At 57.1% G+C, this 17,263-nt stretch carries 13 protein-coding genes, 1 tRNA gene, 2 rRNA genes and 2 pseudogenes; 12 read left to right on the plus strand and 6 right to left on the minus strand.

Annotated elements, in window-relative coordinates; all coding sequences use genetic code 11:
* The first annotated feature begins 5 nt into the window (after positions 1 to 5).
* The 4 genes from ASN_RS10465 (at position 6) to ASN_RS10480 (ending at position 3,787) form a co-directional block, all read left to right on the plus strand.
* Positions 6 to 2,746: ribosomal RNA gene (locus ASN_RS10465) — 23S ribosomal RNA — on the plus strand.
* Positions 2,747 to 2,857: 111 nt separating this feature from the next.
* Positions 2,858 to 2,973 (plus strand): 5S ribosomal RNA (rrf, locus tag ASN_RS10470).
* A gap of 29 nt (positions 2,974 to 3,002) precedes the next feature.
* Positions 3,003 to 3,079 (plus strand) — tRNA-Met (locus ASN_RS10475).
* Between the two features lie 189 nt (positions 3,080 to 3,268).
* Complete coding sequence (locus tag ASN_RS10480) at positions 3,269 to 3,787, plus strand: hypothetical protein (protein ID WP_082666642.1); 519 nt, start codon at positions 3,269 to 3,271, stop codon at positions 3,785 to 3,787.
* 173 nt (positions 3,788 to 3,960) lie between these two features.
* Here the strand turns inward: ASN_RS10480 and ASN_RS10485 are convergent, their stop codons facing one another.
* On the minus strand, positions 3,961 to 4,710 hold the full coding sequence (locus tag ASN_RS10485; protein ID WP_058989282.1) for an SDR family oxidoreductase: 750 nt from the start codon (positions 4,708 to 4,710) through the stop codon (positions 3,961 to 3,963).
* 122 nt (positions 4,711 to 4,832) lie between these two features.
* Here ASN_RS10485 and ASN_RS10490 point away from each other — a divergent pair, with 122 nt between their 5' ends.
* From ASN_RS10490 to ASN_RS18795, 3 genes are all read left to right on the plus strand, one after another.
* The gene (locus ASN_RS10490; RefSeq protein ID WP_058989283.1) at positions 4,833 to 5,438 is read left to right on the plus strand and encodes a TetR/AcrR family transcriptional regulator; all 606 of its coding nucleotides are present in this window, start codon (positions 4,833 to 4,835) and stop codon (positions 5,436 to 5,438) included.
* 348 nt (positions 5,439 to 5,786) lie between these two features.
* Positions 5,787 to 6,248, plus strand: coding sequence for a VOC family protein (locus tag ASN_RS10495; protein ID WP_197603275.1), 462 nt, complete (start codon positions 5,787 to 5,789; stop codon positions 6,246 to 6,248).
* 355 nt (positions 6,249 to 6,603) lie between these two features.
* A protein-coding gene (locus ASN_RS18795; RefSeq protein WP_099048343.1) for an IS5 family transposase occupies positions 6,604 to 7,358 on the plus strand; the annotation gives its coding sequence in 2 pieces (ribosomal slippage) (positions 6,604 to 6,934 and positions 6,934 to 7,358; 756 coding nt in all).
* Positions 7,359 to 7,456: 98 nt separating this feature from the next.
* Here ASN_RS18795 and ASN_RS19670 read toward each other — a convergent pair.
* Entirely contained in the window at positions 7,457 to 7,714 is a 258-nt protein-coding gene (locus ASN_RS19670) for a hypothetical protein (protein WP_143225527.1), read from the minus strand.
* Positions 7,715 to 8,265: 551 nt separating this feature from the next.
* Between ASN_RS19670 and frmR the strand changes: the two genes are divergently transcribed.
* Genes frmR through fghA form a run of 4 tightly spaced genes read left to right on the plus strand, consistent with a single transcriptional unit; the run spans position 8,266 to position 11,004 of the window.
* Positions 8,266 to 8,541 carry a formaldehyde-responsive transcriptional repressor FrmR gene (gene frmR, locus ASN_RS10510; RefSeq protein WP_003626675.1) on the plus strand — a complete coding sequence of 92 codons (276 nt, stop codon included), beginning with the start codon at positions 8,266 to 8,268 and terminating at the stop codon, positions 8,539 to 8,541.
* Between the two features lie 40 nt (positions 8,542 to 8,581).
* On the plus strand, positions 8,582 to 9,691 hold the full coding sequence (locus tag ASN_RS10515) for an S-(hydroxymethyl)glutathione dehydrogenase/class III alcohol dehydrogenase (RefSeq protein ID WP_003618980.1): 1,110 nt from the start codon (positions 8,582 to 8,584) through the stop codon (positions 9,689 to 9,691).
* 59 nt (positions 9,692 to 9,750) lie between these two features.
* Positions 9,751 to 10,152: a VOC family protein gene (locus ASN_RS10520; protein ID WP_003618982.1), complete on the plus strand. Its 402-nt coding sequence runs from the start codon at positions 9,751 to 9,753 to the stop codon at positions 10,150 to 10,152.
* A gap of 24 nt (positions 10,153 to 10,176) precedes the next feature.
* On the plus strand, positions 10,177 to 11,004 hold the full coding sequence (fghA, locus tag ASN_RS10525; protein WP_058988137.1) for an S-formylglutathione hydrolase: 828 nt from the start codon (positions 10,177 to 10,179) through the stop codon (positions 11,002 to 11,004).
* 443 nt (positions 11,005 to 11,447) lie between these two features.
* On the opposite strand, the pseudogene ASN_RS10530 reads toward fghA, so the two are convergent.
* A pseudogene (locus ASN_RS10530) lies at positions 11,448 to 12,539 on the minus strand (IS91 family transposase); the annotation flags it as partial.
* 108 nt (positions 12,540 to 12,647) lie between these two features.
* Between ASN_RS10530 and ASN_RS10535 the strand changes: the two are divergent.
* A complete protein-coding gene (locus ASN_RS10535; RefSeq protein ID WP_034928490.1) occupies positions 12,648 to 13,676 on the plus strand; it encodes an IS110 family RNA-guided transposase in 1,029 nt (342 codons plus the stop codon).
* A gap of 335 nt (positions 13,677 to 14,011) precedes the next feature.
* Here ASN_RS10535 and istB read toward each other — a convergent pair whose 3' ends face one another.
* The 3 genes and pseudogenes from istB to ASN_RS10550 all read right to left on the minus strand — a co-directional run bounded on the left by istB (position 14,012) and on the right by ASN_RS10550 (position 17,164).
* Positions 14,012 to 14,791 (minus strand): IS21-like element helper ATPase IstB, encoded by a 780-nt coding sequence (gene istB / locus ASN_RS10540; protein ID WP_058988139.1) that lies wholly within the window; start codon positions 14,789 to 14,791, stop codon positions 14,012 to 14,014.
* 8 nt (positions 14,792 to 14,799) lie between these two features.
* A pseudogene (gene istA, locus ASN_RS10545) lies at positions 14,800 to 15,774 on the minus strand (IS21 family transposase); the annotation flags it as partial.
* 361 nt (positions 15,775 to 16,135) lie between these two features.
* Complete coding sequence (locus ASN_RS10550; protein ID WP_034928490.1) at positions 16,136 to 17,164, minus strand: IS110 family RNA-guided transposase; 1,029 nt, start codon at positions 17,162 to 17,164, stop codon at positions 16,136 to 16,138.
* Positions 17,165 to 17,263 lie beyond the last annotated feature (99 nt).

Consider the following 17,263-nt stretch of genomic DNA (forward strand, 5'->3'; position numbering starts at 1 on the left):
GGGGTGAGTGAGCGCGATAAGGGCATTCGGTGGATGCCTTGGTACCAGGAGGCGATGAAGGACGTAGCACGCTGCGAAAAGCTACGGGGAGCCGCGAGCAGGCTTTGATCCGTAGATATCCGAATGGGGCAACCCACCCGCAAGGGTATCACAGTCTGAATACATAGGGCTGTGAGGCGAACCCGGGGAACTGAAACATCTCAGTACCTGGAGGAAAAGACATCAATTGAGATTCTGCTAGTAGTGGCGAGCGAACGCGGAACAGGCCAGTCATTTTTGAAGAAGAAGCAGAAGGATCTGGAAAGGTCCGCCATAGTGGGTGATAGCCCCGTATGCGTAGTGTCTTTGAGAATGCTTGAGTAGGGCGGGGCACGTGAAACCCTGTCTGAACATGGGGGGACCACCCTCCAAGCCTAAATACTCCCTGGTGACCGATAGTGAACAAGTACCGTGAGGGAAAGGTGAAAAGCACCCCGACGAGGGGAGTGAAATAGACCTGAAACCGAATGCCTACAAGCAGTCGGAGCCTCTTATGGGGTGACGGCGTACCTTTTGTATAATGGGTCAGCGAGTTTCTGTTTGCAGCGAGCTTAAGCCGATAGGTGTAGGCGTAGCGAAAGCGAGTCTGAATAGGGCGCCGAGTTGCTGGCAGAAGACCCGAAACCGAGTGATCTAGCCATGGCCAGGCTGAAGGTGCGGTAACACGCACTGGAGGGCCGAACCCACGCCTGTTGAAAAAGTCGGGGATGAGCTGTGGCTAGGGGTGAAAGGCCAATCAAACTCGGAAATAGCTGGTTCTCCGCGAAATCTATTGAGGTAGACCGTCAGGTATTTACCCCGGGGGGTAGAGCACTGGATGGGCTAGGGGGGCCCAAAGCCTTACCAAACCTAACCAAACTCCGAATACCCGGAAGTATAGCCTGGCAGACAGACAGTGGGTGCTAAGGTCCATTGTCGAGAGGGAAACAGCCCAGACCACCAGCTAAGGCCCCCAAATCGTGGCTAAGTGGGAAAGGATGTGGGGATTCCAAAACAACCAGGAGGTTGGCTTAGAAGCAGCCATCCTTTAAAGAAAGCGTAATAGCTCACTGGTCTAATAGAAACCCTGCGCCGAAAATGTAACGGGGCTCAAGCCACGTGCCGAAGCTGTGGGTGCATATCTATGATATGCGCGGTAGCGGAGCGTTCCGTAAGTCTGTGAAGGAGACGGGGTGACCCTCTCTGGAGATATCGGAAGTGCGAATGCTGACATGAGTAGCGACAAACAGTGCGAGAAACACTGTCGCCGAAAGTCCAAGGGTTCCTGCGCAAGGTTAATCCACGCAGGGTTAGTCGGCCCCTAAGGCGAGGGCGAAAGCCGTAGTCGATGGGAATCAGGTGAACACTCCTGAACCTGTCAGAAGTGACGAATGCAAGATGTTGTCAGTCCTTAATGGATTGGACTGGCTTTTTGCGCATTCCAGGAAATAGCTCTGGCGTATAGACCGTACCCGAAACCGACACAGGTGGACTGGTAGAGAATACCAAGGCGCTTGAGAGAACGATGCTGAAGGAACTAGGCAAATTACTCGTGTAACTTCGGGATAAGCGAGACCCGTTGGTGGGCAACCATTGGCGGGTGGCACAGACCAGGGGGTAGCGACTGTTTAGTAAAAACACAGGGCTCTGCGAAGTCGAAAGACGACGTATAGGGCCTGACGCCTGCCCGGTGCCGGAAGGTTAAGAGGAGGTGTGAGAGCACTGAATTGAAGCCCCGGTAAACGGCGGCCGTAACTATAACGGTCCTAAGGTAGCGAAATTCCTTGTCGGGTAAGTTCCGACCTGCACGAATGGCGTAACGACTTCCCCGCTGTCTCCAGCATCGGCTCAGCGAAATTGAATTCCCCGTGAAGATGCGGGGTATCCGCGGTCAGACGGAAAGACCCTATGAACCTTTACTGCAGCTTTACAGTGGCATCAGAGACATTCTGTGTAGGATAGGTGGGAGGCTTTGAAGCGGGGGCGCCAGTTCCCGTGGAGCCATCCTTGAAATACCACCCTGAATTTTTCTGATGTCTAACCGCGGTCAGTTAGCCTGATCCGGGACCCTGTATGGTGGGCAGTTTGACTGGGGCGGTCGCCTCCCAAAGTGTAACGGAGGCGCGCGATGGTGGGCTCAGGCCGGTCGGAAACCGGCTGTTGAGTGCAATGGCATAAGCCCGCCTGACTGCGAGAGTGACAGCTCGAGCAGAGACGAAAGTCGGCCATAGTGATCCGGTGGTCCCGCGTGGAAGGGCCATCGCTCAACGGATAAAAGGTACTCTAGGGATAACAGGCTGATCTCCCCCAAGAGTCCACATCGACGGGGAGGTTTGGCACCTCGATGTCGGCTCATCACATCCTGGGGCTGGAGCAGGTCCCAAGGGTTCGGCTGTTCGCCGATTAAAGTGGTACGTGAGCTGGGTTTAGAACGTCGTGAGACAGTTCGGTCCCTATCTGCCGTGGATGTTGGAGACTTGAGAGGATTTGTCCCTAGTACGAGAGGACCGGGATGAACACACCTCTGGTGCACCGGTTGTCGCGCCAGCGGCACCGCCGGGTAGCTAAGTGTGGACGGGATAACCGCTGAAAGCATCTAAGCGGGAAACCCACCTCAAAACTAGGTCTCCCCAAGGGCCGTGATAGACCATCACGTCAATAGGCCAGGTGTGGAAGCGCAGTAATGCGTGTAGCTAACTGGTCCTAATCGCCCAATAGGCTCACTCTCTTACCGTTCCCTTAAAAGAACGGCCCGTGCACAGAAATCATCCATGCAAAACGTCATACTTCATCATACCCAACCGTCCACACCACCCCAACTCAAGGGTGATTTGGATGACCTGGTGGCCATGGCGGGGAGTGATCCACCCGATCCCATCCCGAACTCGGCCGTGAAAACCCCCAGCGCCTATGATACTGCGGCTTAAGTCGTGGGAAAGTCGGTCGCCGCCAGGTCTTCCAAATCACCCTAAAATCACCACAAACGCGGGGTGGAGCAGCCCGGTAGCTCGTCAGGCTCATAACCTGAAGGCCGCAGGTTCAAATCCTGCCCCCGCAACCACTTCCATCATAAATCTCTACAAATCGACTGCTGATCGCCATGAAATACTGGCTTATCAGACAGTTACACGTGTCCCGCCCCTCGAAAGAGGGCCGGGCGATCTCGCACGTCCACTCCACGCCATGGCCAACAGGGCCGCCTCAATGGTTTCTCCGATCGTTTTCAATATTCATCGAAGGAACCAGATCAATGTATGAAGATCAGGAAATGCGCGAGGAAATCCGTGCCCGCATGAAGGGCCGGATACGCTTCAATGTCGCCACAGACAGGATCGAAGTGATCGTAGGGGAGCCGGACGAACTTCTCCGGTGGGAGCCGATCAACCGACTCACCATGCTCCAGCATCTTCCATCCACGGTGGTGGATAGGCTTTGGGACATGTTTGCTGACGCAGCAGGGTCAGGCTTCTATGCCGAAGACAGGCTGGCCGGGGTGAAATTTCTCGGCTTACACCGAGTGGCAGAGTACCTTGAGGAGAAGGAAGGCATCCGGATTGAGGAAATTCCGATGCCTTCGTTCTCAGCATTGCCACAGGTTGTAAGTCTCGAGACCTATCTTGCTGGTCGAGACCGGACAACAATCGCCGAAATCTTGAAGGCCGTTCCAGGCATCGTCGAAAAGGAATTGCCTGTCAGGCTCAAAGAAGCTGGATGGGAGCCACGGCGCTCAGCTACAGAACGTTATTGGGCGAAAGTCAAAAACGGATAGAGCGATGCAACGACTCTCCTTCTCACCAGAGAAGGAGAGTTGGCGCACGCCAAGCAGACAGGCAGCTTCCGCCCTCATGTCGGCCATACAGGCGGCCCGACGCGGGCGAAAAGCAGACGTGTTCTGCCGGGGGCAGCCATTAACTCATCTCCATCCTCTTATGGTAGCTCGCGTTACGAGACCATCAGCGCCCGGAGCTGGGCATGGACCCACGGATACAGTTCCTCGCCTTTCGTGTTGAGTCTCGACTTCAGGTCGCGCGTCGTATCATCGGCCAGAATTTCGAGAGCACCGGCAGAAATACCGGCATACGCTTCTGTCACGATGCTCGCCGCGCTGCTCTTCGGAATAGTCCAGTTTTTCGTCATCGGTGTGTCGATCATACCGACCAGCAGCCCGATGACCTGCGTGTTTTGTCCCTCAAGCGCCATACGCAAACCGTTGGTCGCGGACCACAGCGCGGCCTTCGATGCTGCATAGGCCGTGGGTATGCTGATCCATGCCGCAACGGACAGAATATTGAGCATTGTCCCCCCGCCATTGGCACCGAGGACCGGTGTAAAGGCGTTGGCGACGTTCAACGTGCCGAAAAAATTCGTGTCGAAGATGCGCCGTGTCTCCGCCTCGGGCTGAAGTAATACATCGGCTTCCGGTGCGATGGCCGCGTTGTTGATAAGCAGGTCACAATCAGACGCAGTGGCAACAGCGCATGCGATGTCGTCGGCTTTCGTGATGTCAAGCGTCAGCGGTACGATGCGAGCGTCATTCCAAACTTTGGGTTTTCGGGCTGCCGCATAAACGCGGCGTGCGCCACGCTGAAGGGCCTGCTGGACGAATTCTTCCCCGAGACCGCCATTGGCACCGGTTACGAGAACGACCCGATCCTCCAGAGTATGGTTGGTCTTGTCGATTGCCTGCGTCATCCTATAGTTCTCCATTAAGTGGGGATTTTCCCTGGAACATTATCCGGGGACTCTCCCCGATTAGTCAAGGGAATATATTTATGACCGTCGAGCAGGAGAAAAGTTCAGCCGCGCCGCGTCCCATGCGCGCCGATGCACGGCGTAACCGTGATGCAATCCTTGCGGCCGCGCGTGCCACATTTGAGGAAGAGGGTGTTCTCGCCTCTCTTGACGGCATCGCCCTACGTGCAGGTGTGGGAAATGCGACGCTGTATCGGAACTTTCCGACGCGGGACGATTTGCTTGCCGCCGTGGCTTCGGTCAGCATCGAAACTGCTCTGGCCGAAGCCGATGCGCTGTCCAGAGCGCTCGCACCGAAAGAGGCACTGGCGGAATGGCTGATCCGGCTCGCCTGGACACTGCGCATCTGGCACGACCTGCCGACCTGTGTTGCGTCCGCTAAGGCCGACCCACAATCGTCCATGGCTGCTGCGTGCGCCGCGCTGATTGATCGAACGGGGATATTTCTCCGTCAGGCAACCCTGTCCGGAAATGCTGGGGACGGTGTGACAGCGGCAGAAGTGTTCGAACTCGTCGTGGCATTGTCCTGGGCCGTCGACCGTTTCGGAGACAATGAACTGACGGCAAGGCGGCGTGTTTCGGTCGGTATTGCCGGCGTTTTTAGGACAGTTGCCCTTGATGATGCTTGCATTGATGTGCCATCAGGCATCGCGGGGATAGCGCAGTAATTTTGAAATCGAACGTTCGTTCGACCGCTTGCGCGCTCATCTTGTCCGCTAAGGCTGCAGGCGTGTCTTCCCGAAACGCGTCTTTGAGCCGGTCGCTTCTGTCCTGTTATTCCATGTAGAGCAGCACATTTCGGGAAACGCAATCGGGGCAGGTTTCAGGAAACACGAGCCGTTTGAAGCATCGACACGACGGCCAGCCGGCCCGTGTTCCGTTAGACGTTCCTTTTCAGGAATCGGCCTTAGGGTTAAAGCACCACGATGACGATCATGTTCGCCATGCTGCCAAGTTCGGTTGCAGCGGGCGCGCAGGCCCTAACACCGCAACCTCGGCCCAGTGAGAGTACAGTAATGACGGACGCCGTAAACGTAGTTGCCGTGGACCACACAGGCTTCGCTGTATCGTCTTTGGACGAAGCCATTCGGTTCTGGACGGGAGCGCTCGGTTTCACACTTGAGCGGCAATCGGAAATGGGAGGTGACTTCCTGTATCAGGTGACGGGCGTCGATGACCCGAGTGTAAAAACGGCGATCGTCAAAGCACCAGGCGGCTACGTGGTCGAACTGTTGCAATATTCAAATGGGCGCCAGAACGGAGCCATACCCAACAGCGCGGGATCGATCGGAGCAGCCCACTTAGCTCTGACTGTGAAGAATATTCATGCAGCAATTGCCCGCGTCGAGGCAGCAGGATGGAAGGCCAAGGGTAGTGCGCTGTCGATCCCTGGTGGTCCACGGAAGGGAACTTTGGTGGCCTACGTTTCAGGCCCCGATCATATCACGATAGAGCTTATGCAACCGACAGCCCGTTAATCGGTCTGCAGAAGCTTTCCCGCTTCTGCAATCCTTTTCGGAAAAGCGGACGTTGCTTGCCATGGCAGCTATAGCCATTTGCCCGCCCGAAACCAGACCGGCAGCAATCCCCCCCTGATTGGCCTGTCTGCTCAATGATACAGGAGCAGACAGGCAGCAGTCGCCTCATGTCGGTCGTTTGGACCACAAGGTTGTTTGCCAAATAGCGGACATCAGCGCTTCAAAGCTTCGTTGCAGAGATTGTCTGGATCTCACTACGGCGTGTCGTCAGTTAAGCGCTGAGTATGGCACGTGAGGGTTGTACTTTGTGGCGTCCTGTGCTGACTGTTTTCCCGATTTTGTGGGAGAGCAACAGATGCGGCGCTACGGTTTACGCAACGATCAGTGGGAACGGATAAAAGACCTTCTCCCCGGTCGTGAAGGTCATGTCGGCGGCACAGCAGCGGACAACCGCCTGTTCGTGGAGGCCGTGCTGTATCGCTATCGCGCAGGCATTCCATGGCGTGATCTTCCTGCCCGTTTCGGAGACTGGAAAAACGTGCATCGGCGTCTGCGCCGCTGGTGTGAAAGCGGTGTTATTGAGAGGATCTTTCGCCATCTAGCCGCGGATCACGACAATGAATACATGATGATCGACAGCACCATTGTCCGGGCACATCAGCATAGTGCCGGAGCCCTCAAAAAAGGGGCGCGGATCAGGCCATCGGACGATCACGAGGCGGGTTGACGACAAAGATCCATGCCATCTGCGACGCTCTGGGCAATCCGGTGGAACTCGGCATCACACCGGGGCAGGATGCGGATATCAGCCAGGCGGAACCGATGCTGGAAAACATCGATCCGGATGCCTTCCTCGCCGACAGGGCGTATGACGCGGACAGACTGATTGATCGGCTGACACAGCGCGGGATTACTCCGGTCATCCCGCCGAAACGCAATAGAACAACCCAACGGGAAACCGACTTCGCTCTCTACCGCGAACGGAACCTTGTCGAGCGGTTCTTCAATAAACTCAAGCAGTTCCGTGCTATCGCAACACGCTACGACAAGCTGAAATCGACCTTCCTCGCAGCCGTGCAGTTCGCTTCAATCATTATCCTACTTAACTGACGACACGCTCTAGGAGTCAAAGGTACTATGTATTCGCCTACGGACTAAGATCACTAATTAATCGGGCACAAGGCCAATACGTTACCAAAATCCTAAGCCTAGCGTGAGGAAATGTAATAGATCACAGCGGGGTGTGAGCCACCTCTCGGCAGGAAGAAGTAATGCGGGTGTTGCTCGCCAATATCCCCAGCTACTTTATGATGGTCGTAACGGGGCTGCGTGGCCGGTCGTAAACGAAAGTCCACTTTTGAGACGGGCTCCAAAGAGCTTGAGCGTCCGGCATGAGGCGTAAGCGGAAGTTCTGGGTCTGTTTGCATGGTTTCCGGCGTGTCTGCACGGGCCGGCAACTCTATCATTAATTTCTGCATTTTTATCGCGATTAAGTGGTTTTTGCGTCGACAAAAAAGGCAGTCAGCTGCGGATTATCATTATCTTCTGGTTTTCGACAAATGTCGAAATACCTTAATTATGTTAGTCAATATTCTTATATTTCAGCATGTTAGTGATACCCTTAATTATGGGAAGGTCCCTTATTGATGCGAAAAAAGCCCATAATTAGGAGACAAAACGCGACCGCATGTTTATCAACGCACGGGTCTGCTTTCGCCTTCATCTCGGTCGTTTGGACCACAAGATTATTTGTCAAATAGCGGACATCAGCGCTTCAAAGCCTCGTTGTAGAGCTTGTCTGGATTTCACTGATTACACCTATTGAATGATTCCAAGACACAGGCAGTCCCCCAATGGACGTTACGGTGAAAATTTCAGCGATACGGACTTTTGATCGGATCATATGACAAGCACATCCTTATATCCTTGTCATACTGCCCCATAGTATGTATCCTTGTCATACTGCCCCATAGTATGAAAGGATACTCAAGGGCAGTATATTCGGAGTAAACGTTTCGTGCCGCACACACCAGCTGAGAAAAAGCGCGTTCTGACCCGCGTGCGCCGTATTCGCGGGCAACTTGATGCGCTGGAACAGGCTCTGGAGAAGGGGGCTGATTGCGGTCCGGTACTGCAACAGGTTGCGGCTATCCGAGGAGCGATCAACGGATTAATGGCCGGTGTTCTTGAAAGCCACCTGCGGGAAGAATTTGTTGAATGCGCCGGTGATCGTGATGCTGCCAGTGGTTCGATCGAGAATGTGGTGTCACTCGTTCGATCCTATCTCCGGTAATGCTCACGACGCTGACTGACAGGTTATTTGGAGAAAAATCATGAAATCACGGGCCGCAGTTGCTTTCGAGGCGGGTAAGCCCCTTGAGATTGTCGAGATCGACGTAGCGCCTCCTCGTGCGGGTGAGGTGCTCGTGCAGATCACACATACGGGTGTCTGCCACACTGATGCGTTTACCCTGTCAGGGGATGATCCCGAGGGACTGTTCCCAGCCGTTTTGGGTCACGAAGGCGCGGGAATTGTCATCGAGGTCGGAGAAGGCGTAACCAGCGTTGCCCCCGGCGACCATGTCATTCCGCTTTACACGGCGGAATGCGGTGAATGTCTGTTCTGTAAGTCGGGAAAAACCAATCTCTGCATTTCAGTGCGCGCCACACAGGGTAAAGGTGTGATGCCGGATGGCACGACACGCTTCTCCTACAAAGGTCAGCCGATCCATCATTACATGGGGTGTTCGACGTTCAGCGAATACACGGTTGTCGCCGAGGTTTCTCTGGCAAAAATCAATCCCGCATCCAATCCAGGGCATGTCTGTCTGTTGGGATGTGGCGTCACCACAGGGATTGGTGCGGTACACAACACGGCCAAGGTGCAGCCGGGAGATACGGTTGCCGTCTTCGGTCTGGGCGGGATCGGTCTGGCGGTCATTCAGGGAGCGCGACAGGCAAAGGCTGGCCGGATTTTCGCTATTGATACCAACCCGGAAAAGTTTGAACTTGCCAAAGCATTCGGCGCCACGGAATTCCTCAACCCCAAGGATTATGACAAACCGATTCAGCAGGTTCTTGTGGAAATGACCGGCTGGGGTATTGATCATACATTTGAATGTATCGGAAACGTCAACGTCATGCGCGCGGCGTTAGAAGCCGCGCATCGTGGGTGGGGGCAGTCGATCGTCATCGGGGTGGCAGGGGCCGGTCAGGAAATTTCGACCCGTCCCTTCCAGCTTGTGACGGGGCGTTCGTGGCGCGGCTCGGCTTTCGGTGGGGTCAAGGGACGCAGCCAGCTTCCCGGCATGGTCGAAGATGCCATGCGTGGCGATATCGAACTTGCGCCTTTCGTAACCCACACCATGCCGCTCGAAGACATCAATACGGCCTTCGATCTGATGCATGAAGGAAAATCCATCCGTTCCGTCATTCATTTCTAAGGTCTACGTCTCACCGCGCAACATCATTTCCAATGGTTGGAAATTACAGGAGAACGATCATGGCAGTTATTTCCGGTGACGGTGTTTTCTCTCACGTTTTTCTTGGGGCAGTGGATACTGCGGTATCCGCGAAATTCTATGACGCCGCGCTTGCGGCTCTGGGCATAAAAAACCTGGGGCCGTTCGGGCATGGGTGGATTCTGTATGGCCGCGAAAAGCCAGCCTTCATCATTGCACGTCCTGGCAACGGTGAAGCGCCCTCAAGCAACGGTGTCACCATCGGTTTTGCAGCAGCGACACCCGCCGAAGTGGAGGCTTTTCATGCCGCAGGTCTTGCCAATGGGGGAACCGATGAAGGCGCACCCGGCCCGCGAAGCCACTTACCGGGCGCTTACGCTGCCTATCTCCGGGATCCGGCAGGGAACAAGATCTGCAGTTATACCTTCACGGACGGTAACTGACATGCGCAAAAGGCAGTGAGAGCCATGGAACGCAAGGAAACACACGCCTCTTTTGGGGGCGTGCAGGAAGTCTGGCGACACAAGTCCGTGTCGTTGGGTGTGGAAGCAAACTTCGCGATCTACCTGCCGCCGCAGGCAAAAACTGAAAAGGTTCCCGTTCTTTACTGGCTCTCCGGTCTGACATGTACGGAGCAGAATTTCATTGGCAAGGCTGGCGCGCAACGCGTGGCCGCAGAACTGGGCATCGCCATTGTCGCGCCGGATACCAGTCCACGGGGCGTGGGTGTGGCTGATGACGATGCGTACGATCTTGGACAGGGTGCCGGATTTTACCTCAATGCGACGCAGGAGCCGTGGGCTGCGCATTATCGGATGTATGATTACGTCGTCACGGAACTTCCTGCGCTGATTGAGGCGAGCTTTCCGGTTACGCAGCAGCGAGGCATTGCGGGACATTCGATGGGTGGATTTGGCGCCATCATGATCGCGCTGCGTAATCCTGGCCGCTATCGTTCTGTGTCAGCCTTTTCACCCATTGTGGCGCCAACGCAGGTACCATGGGGTGAAAAAGCATTCAGTGCTTATCTGGGTCCGGATCGTGCCAGTTGGGCAGCCTATGACCCGCTTGAACTTGTGCGGACAGCGAAGGAAAGACTGCCTGTTCTGATAGATCAGGGTCTGGCGGACCAGTTTCTGAAAGAACAGCTCAGACCAGAACTGTTCCAGGAAGCCGCACAGAATGCAGGGCAGGAACTCATCCTGAATCTTCGTCCTGATTACGATCACAGTTATTATTTTATAGCCAGTTTCATTGCAGATCATCTCAGACATTTCGTGAGTAAACTAGGATGAACAGATTGTCAGATTTTTTGGATCCGCGCTTTTCTGGCTTCGGGTGGAGACGAAATCTGTTAGGGGCGTCTTGGAAACTGTGGAATTAACTGGCGGCTTTCTGCATCTTTTGTCCGGAAGCAGACATTCCGTTTGCCCTGAAGGGTTTCGGGCGCCGCGAGGCGTACGAAAGTCTGGGAAGACCGAACCCGCGACACCGGGACTCAGTTATGGGGAATTTGCAACTGGCGCCGCCCCGGGGGAGAGCCTGAGCCAGAACATACAGGTGCGTTTGTGGAACTGGAACGGGTTTTTATGACCGGATCTGCATGACGCGATGACAGAATTTGCGGTGCAGACAGCGATTTTCCCGGCTTTTCCGGTGATGCTTACAGGAGCCCCGGTTTGCCGGAGCGGAGCCACTCCGACATCGGGATCGGTCATGCTGTAATCTCTGCGGGCTGTCATGGTGATCCCCCGGCCGGAGCAGTCGCCCGGGGTGGCCCTCGGGGCTGGCACCATCGGGGAAGGATCGGGATGACGACCATCGGACCACCACAGCATGGGCACGGCGGTGGCGTGACCGGTTCGGTTTCCGGGACTTCTGGCGCTGGTGTGGACATGACATTCAGCAGTTCCCGCACCCGGGCGAGGCTGGCCTTGCGGCTGGAACTGGCCAGCAGGCCATAATGGCGGATGCGATGAAATCCCCGTGGCAGGACATGCAGCATGAAGCGGCGGATGAACTCATCCGTGGCGAGTGTCATGACCTGCTGCTGGTGGGCCGTGTCCCGCCGGTAGTCCTTGTAGCGGAACGTCACGCCGTTTTCGTTGAACGCCAGGAGGCGGCGGTTCGAGATGGCGACACGGTGGGTATAGCGTGACAGATAGGCCAGCACCGCTTTTGGACCGGCAAACGGGGGCTTGGCGTAGACGACCCAGCGCCTGCTGCGCACAGGGGCCAGATACCGCAGGAAGGCACGGCGGTCTGCCAAAGGGGCAAGCTGCCCCCGAAAGACCAACCGGTCGGCATCGAAAAGTGCGCGCAGCCGGGTCAGGAACAGGCGGCGGAACAGTTTGCCCAGCACGCGCACGGGCAGCAGGAAGGCAGGGCGTGACGAGATCCAGCGCCGGCCATCGGGCGAGAGACCGCCACCCGGCACGATCATGTGCACATGGGGATGGTGGGTCAGCGCCGAACCCCAGCTGTGCAGCACGGCGGTGATGCCGATGCGGGCACCCAGATGCCGGGGATCGGCGGCGATCGTCATCATCGTCTCCGAGGCGGCCTGGAACAGCAGGGCGTAGAGAACGGCCTTGTTCTGGAGCGCGATGTGGGCGATCCGCGCAGGCAGGGTGAAGACGACATGGAAATACCCGACCGGCAGCAGATCGGCCTCACGTTCGGCCAGCCATGTCCGTGCGGCGTTCCCCTGACAGCGCGGACAATGACGGTTGCGGCAACTGTTATAGGCGATCCGCCTGTGTCCACAGTCCCCGCACGCTGCGACATGACCACCAAGGGCTGCGGTGCGACAGTGTTCGATTGCCGACATTGTTGATTTTCACTGAGAACTGATGGGGTGGATGCCCGCTCCCGACGGCATCGCGAGATGTGCCAAGGTGATGTTGTTGTTCAACGTCACGGGAAGGAGAAGGCATCCATGGACGGAGTTGCCATTATTGGCCTTGATCTTGCAAAGCGGGTTTTTCAGCTTCACGGCGCTCGGGCAGACGGAAGCGTAGCGTTCCGCAAGAAGCTGCCGCGCGCTCAGGTAACGACATTCCTGGCGAAGCTGCCACGGTGCATCGTTGCGTTGGAAGCGTGCGCGACAGCCCACTTTTGGGCCCGGACGATCGGTGCGCTCGGACATGACGTGAGGCTCGTGCCGCCGGCGTATGTGAAGCCTTTCGTCAAGCGGCAGAAAAACGACGCGGCCGATGCCGAAGCCATCGCAGAAGCGGCGAGCCGTCCGACGATGCGCTTCGTGGAGCCCAAGACGGAACGCCAGCAGGCTCGGGCGATGGTCTTCAGGACGCGTGACATGTTCGTGCGTCAGCGGACGCAGATGATCAACGCGCTCCGGGCTCACCTGGCGGAACATGGCATCATCGCCGCCAAGGGAATCACGAACGTGCAGGAATTGGGACGGATCATCGAGACGGCGGAAACCGGGATTGAGCCTCTGGTCGTGGAGACGGCCCGCATCTATCTCGATCAGATCGAACAGATTTCGGGGCGCATCGCTGCATTGGAGAAGACGCTCAGGCAGGAGGCCGGTCAATCCGACAGGACGGAGCGGATGATGAGCATGCCGGGGATCGGCCCGGTGACGGCCATGGCGGTCGAGGCGTTCGCGCCCACCCTGTCGACATTCCGGCGCGGCCGAGATTTCGCGGCATGGTTGGGCCTGGTGCCGAAACAGCATTCGTCCGGCGGCAAACAGGTTCTGGGGCATACGTCGAAAATGGGCCAACGCGACATCCGCCGCCTGCTCATCATCGGCGCCATGTCCGTTATTCGCTGGTTCAGCCAAAACACGCCCGACGCCGATACTTGGCTCGGGCGGCTGCTGCGCCGCAAGCCCCGTCAGTTGGCTGCCATTGCCCTGGCCAATAAAATGGCCCGCTCGCTCTGGGCCATGGAAACACGGGAAGAGTTTTTCAGGGATCCGCGCGCGGTTGCCGCCTGACAATCAGTCGGGAGTAACTACGCGCGGTACGTCGGCGTGTGAGGAGGTCGTCGAGCAGTAAGGACAAACGATCGGAAAGAACGGGTCTGGAAAAGCATTCGGGTCAATGAACCTCGAGTTCGCAGAATTGATTTGCACCAGATCCGCGTAGCCCATACCGGCCAGTGGTCATGTTCAGACCGCATCCAAAGGCCTGATACATGACCGCATCCGATCACACGCCTCTATTGTTCAACGCATCTGCTTGCACGAACGCGGGCATCCATACATGACCCGGGTTTTTCATCAGGAATTGACCCAGCCAGATGCTATTTCAGGTATAGTTATGCGGGCGGTCAAGAAGGAGATCTGTCCTTTCTGTTTTTTGACGCGGCAGTGCTGGCGCGGAACCTGTAGCTGTCATTTCCTGTCTCGAGGATATGACAGTGATGGGTCAGCCGATCGAGGAGCGCCGTCGTCATCTTCGGGTCACCAAAGACCTCTCCCCATTCACTGAAGCTCAGATTGGTTGTGATGATGACACTGGTGCGCTCGTAGAGGCGGCTGAGCAGATGGAACAGCAGGGCGCCACCAGACGCACTGAAGGGGAGATAACCGAGTTCATCAAGGATCACGAGATCCAGGCGGAGCAGCCTGTCGGCAATCTGCCCGGCCCGGTTGGCGGCCTTTTTTTGTTCGAGCGCATTGACGAGGTCAACCGTTGACCAGAAGCGTGCCTTCTTGCGGTGATGGGTGATCGCCTGGATGGCCAGCGCGGTCGCCAGGTGGGTTTTCCCGGTTCCCGGACCGCCGATCAGCACGACATTTTCAGCACGCTCGATGAAGTCCCCGCCATGGAGCTGGCGGACCATGGGCTCGTTGATCTGCGTATCGGCAAAAGAGAACCCGGACAGGTCTTTGTAGGCAGGGAACCAGGCTGTCTTTGTCTGGTAGGCGATGGAGCGCACTTCGCGTTCGGCCAGCTCCGCCTTCAGAAGTTGCGAGAGGATGGGGATGGCCGCCTCAAAAGCTGGCGCGCCCTGCTCTATGAGGTCAGCCGTAGCCTGGGCCATGCCATACATCCGCAGTCCACGGAGCATGATGACAAGTGAAGCGGCTGCAGGATCATGACGCATGACGGCTGGATCAGGCAGGTTGGCGAGACGCGCTTGGTCTGTTCGACAAAACCGTCAAAGGGACGCCCCGGGACCATGAGGTGTGGACGCTCACTGGCATGGACCTCGGCGATGGTCCGGGCCAGTTCGATATGCTGCAGCCGTTCCCAGCAGTCCAGGCAGCGGGCTTCCAGCCAGGCATTCAGCGCCCCCAGATCCGCAAAGGCAGGCAGATCCTGCCAGATATGGCGCCGGGCATCCTGCACGGTCTTCTCAATCTGCCCTTTCTCCCATCCCGCTGCCGGATTGCAAAAAGTCGCTTCGAACAGATAATGGCTGGCCAGAGCCATGAAGCGCAGATTGACCTGACGTGCCTTGCCTGACCCAATCCGGTCCACGGCGGTCTTCATGTTGTCAAAAATACCCCGCCGCGGAACACCACCGAGCACGCGGAAGGCCTCGGTAAGCGCATCGAAAAGCATTTCGTGGGTCTGCAGGGGATAGGCCCTGAGTATGAAGGCCCGGCTAAAGGACAGTTTGGTGTGGGCAACCTGCAGCTTGACGCGATGCCCGGCAATCACCGCCCAGTCCTCACCCCAGTCGAACTGGAAGGCTTCTCCGGGCTGGAAGCGCAGGGGGACAAAAACACCTCGACCCGTTGTCTGGCGTGCCTGGTGCTGTTCGTGTTTCCATTGCCGGATAAAAGCGGCCACCCGTCCGTAGGAGCCATCATAACCCAGCGCCACAAGGTCTTCATGTAGTCGTCGCGCCGTGCGCCGGTTTTTGCGTGATCGGGCAGCTTCCAGGACGAGCCATCCCCTCAGCCTGTCAACAAATGGGTCCAGTCGGCTGGGGCGTTCGGGAACCTGGTACCGCGGTTCAATACTCTCCGCCCGGAGATATTTCCGGATCGTATTGCGTGACAGCCCCGTCCGGCGTTCAATCTCGCGGATCGGAAGATGATCCCGGCAGTGCCACCGACGGATCACACTCAGAAGCTCCATGTCAATCACTCCTCAAACCCCCAGCAGATGATGCCGGGGAGTGTGAAGGCATGGGTCAAATCTCAATGAAAATTTCCGCCCTACCCGGGTCATGTATGGATGCCCGCGTTCGTGCAAGCAGATGCGTTGAACAATAGAGGCGTGTGATCGGATGCGGTCATGTATCAGGCCTTTGGATGCGGTCTGAACATGACCACTGGCCGGTATGGGCTACGCGGATCTGGTGCAAATCAATTCTGCGAACTCGAGGTTCATTGACCCGAATGCTTTTCCAGACCCGTTCTTTCCGATCGTTTGTCCTTACTGCTCGACGACCTCCTCACACGCCGACGTACCGCGCGTAGTTACTCCCGACTGATTGTCAGGCGGCAACCGCGCGCGGATCCCTGAAAAACTCTTCCCGTGTTTCCATGGCCCAGAGCGAGCGGGCCATTTTATTGGCCAGGGCAATGGCAGCCAACTGACGGGGCTTGCGGCGCAGCAGCCGCCCGAGCCAAGTATCGGCGTCGGGCGTGTTTTGGCTGAACCAGCGAATAACGGACATGGCGCCGATGATGAGCAGGCGGCGGATGTCGCGTTGGCCCATTTTCGACGTATGCCCCAGAACCTGTTTGCCGCCGGACGAATGCTGTTTCGGCACCAGGCCCAACCATGCCGCGAAATCTCGGCCGCGCCGGAATGTCGACAGGGTGGGCGCGAACGCCTCGACCGCCATGGCCGTCACCGGGCCGATCCCCGGCATGCTCATCATCCGCTCCGTCCTGTCGGATTGACCGGCCTCCTGCCTGAGCGTCTTCTCCAATGCAGCGATGCGCCCCGAAATCTGTTCGATCTGATCGAGATAGATGCGGGCCGTCTCCACGACCAGAGGCTCAATCCCGGTTTCCGCCGTCTCGATGATCCGTCCCAATTCCTGCACGTTCGTGATTCCCTTGGCGGCGATGATGCCATGTTCCGCCAGGTGAGCCCGGAGCGCGTTGATCATCTGCGTCCGCTGACGCACGAACATGTCACGCGTCCTGAAGACCATCGCCCGAGCCTGCTGGCGTTCCGTCTTGGGCTCCACGAAGCGCATCGTCGGACGGCTCGCCGCTTCTGCGATGGCTTCGGCATCGGCCGCGTCGTTTTTCTGCCGCTTGACGAAAGGCTTCACATACGCCGGCGGCACGAGCCTCACGTCATGTCCGAGCGCACCGATCGTCCGGGCCCAAAAGTGGGCTGTCGCGCACGCTTCCAACGCAACGATGCACCGTGGCAGCTTCGCCAGGAATGTCGTTACCTGAGCGCGCGGCAGCTTCTTGCGGAACGCTACGCTTCCGTCTGCCCGAGCGCCGTGAAGCTGAAAAACCCGCTTTGCAAGATCAAGGCCAATAATGGCAACTCCGTCCATGGATGCCTTCTCCTTCCCGTGACGTTGAACAACAACATCACCTTGGCACATCTCGCGATGCCGTCGGGAGCGGGCATCCACCCCATCAGTTCTCAGTGA

The sequence above is a fragment of the Acetobacter senegalensis genome (assembly GCF_001499615.1).
Lineage (GTDB): Bacteria > Pseudomonadota > Alphaproteobacteria > Acetobacterales > Acetobacteraceae > Acetobacter > Acetobacter senegalensis.

Coding starts and splice junctions, on each gene's coding strand:
- ASN_RS10480 (WP_082666642.1), top strand. CDS start 3,269: ATGTATGAAGATCAGGAAATGCGCGAGGAAATCCGTGCCCGCATGAAG.
- ASN_RS10485 (WP_058989282.1), bottom strand. CDS start 4,710: ATGACGCAGGCAATCGACAAGACCAACCATACTCTGGAGGATCGGGTC.
- ASN_RS10490 (WP_058989283.1), top strand. CDS start 4,833: ATGCGCGCCGATGCACGGCGTAACCGTGATGCAATCCTTGCGGCCGCG.
- ASN_RS10495 (WP_197603275.1), top strand. CDS start 5,787: ATGACGGACGCCGTAAACGTAGTTGCCGTGGACCACACAGGCTTCGCT.
- ASN_RS19670 (WP_143225527.1), bottom strand. CDS start 7,714: ATGATAGAGTTGCCGGCCCGTGCAGACACGCCGGAAACCATGCAAACA.
- ASN_RS10515 (WP_003618980.1), top strand. CDS start 8,582: ATGAAATCACGGGCCGCAGTTGCTTTCGAGGCGGGTAAGCCCCTTGAG.
- ASN_RS10520 (WP_003618982.1), top strand. CDS start 9,751: ATGGCAGTTATTTCCGGTGACGGTGTTTTCTCTCACGTTTTTCTTGGG.
- fghA (WP_058988137.1), top strand. CDS start 10,177: ATGGAACGCAAGGAAACACACGCCTCTTTTGGGGGCGTGCAGGAAGTC.
- ASN_RS10535 (WP_034928490.1), top strand. CDS start 12,648: ATGGACGGAGTTGCCATTATTGGCCTTGATCTTGCAAAGCGGGTTTTT.
- istB (WP_058988139.1), bottom strand. CDS start 14,791: ATGCGTCATGATCCTGCAGCCGCTTCACTTGTCATCATGCTCCGTGGA.
- ASN_RS10550 (WP_034928490.1), bottom strand. CDS start 17,164: ATGGACGGAGTTGCCATTATTGGCCTTGATCTTGCAAAGCGGGTTTTT.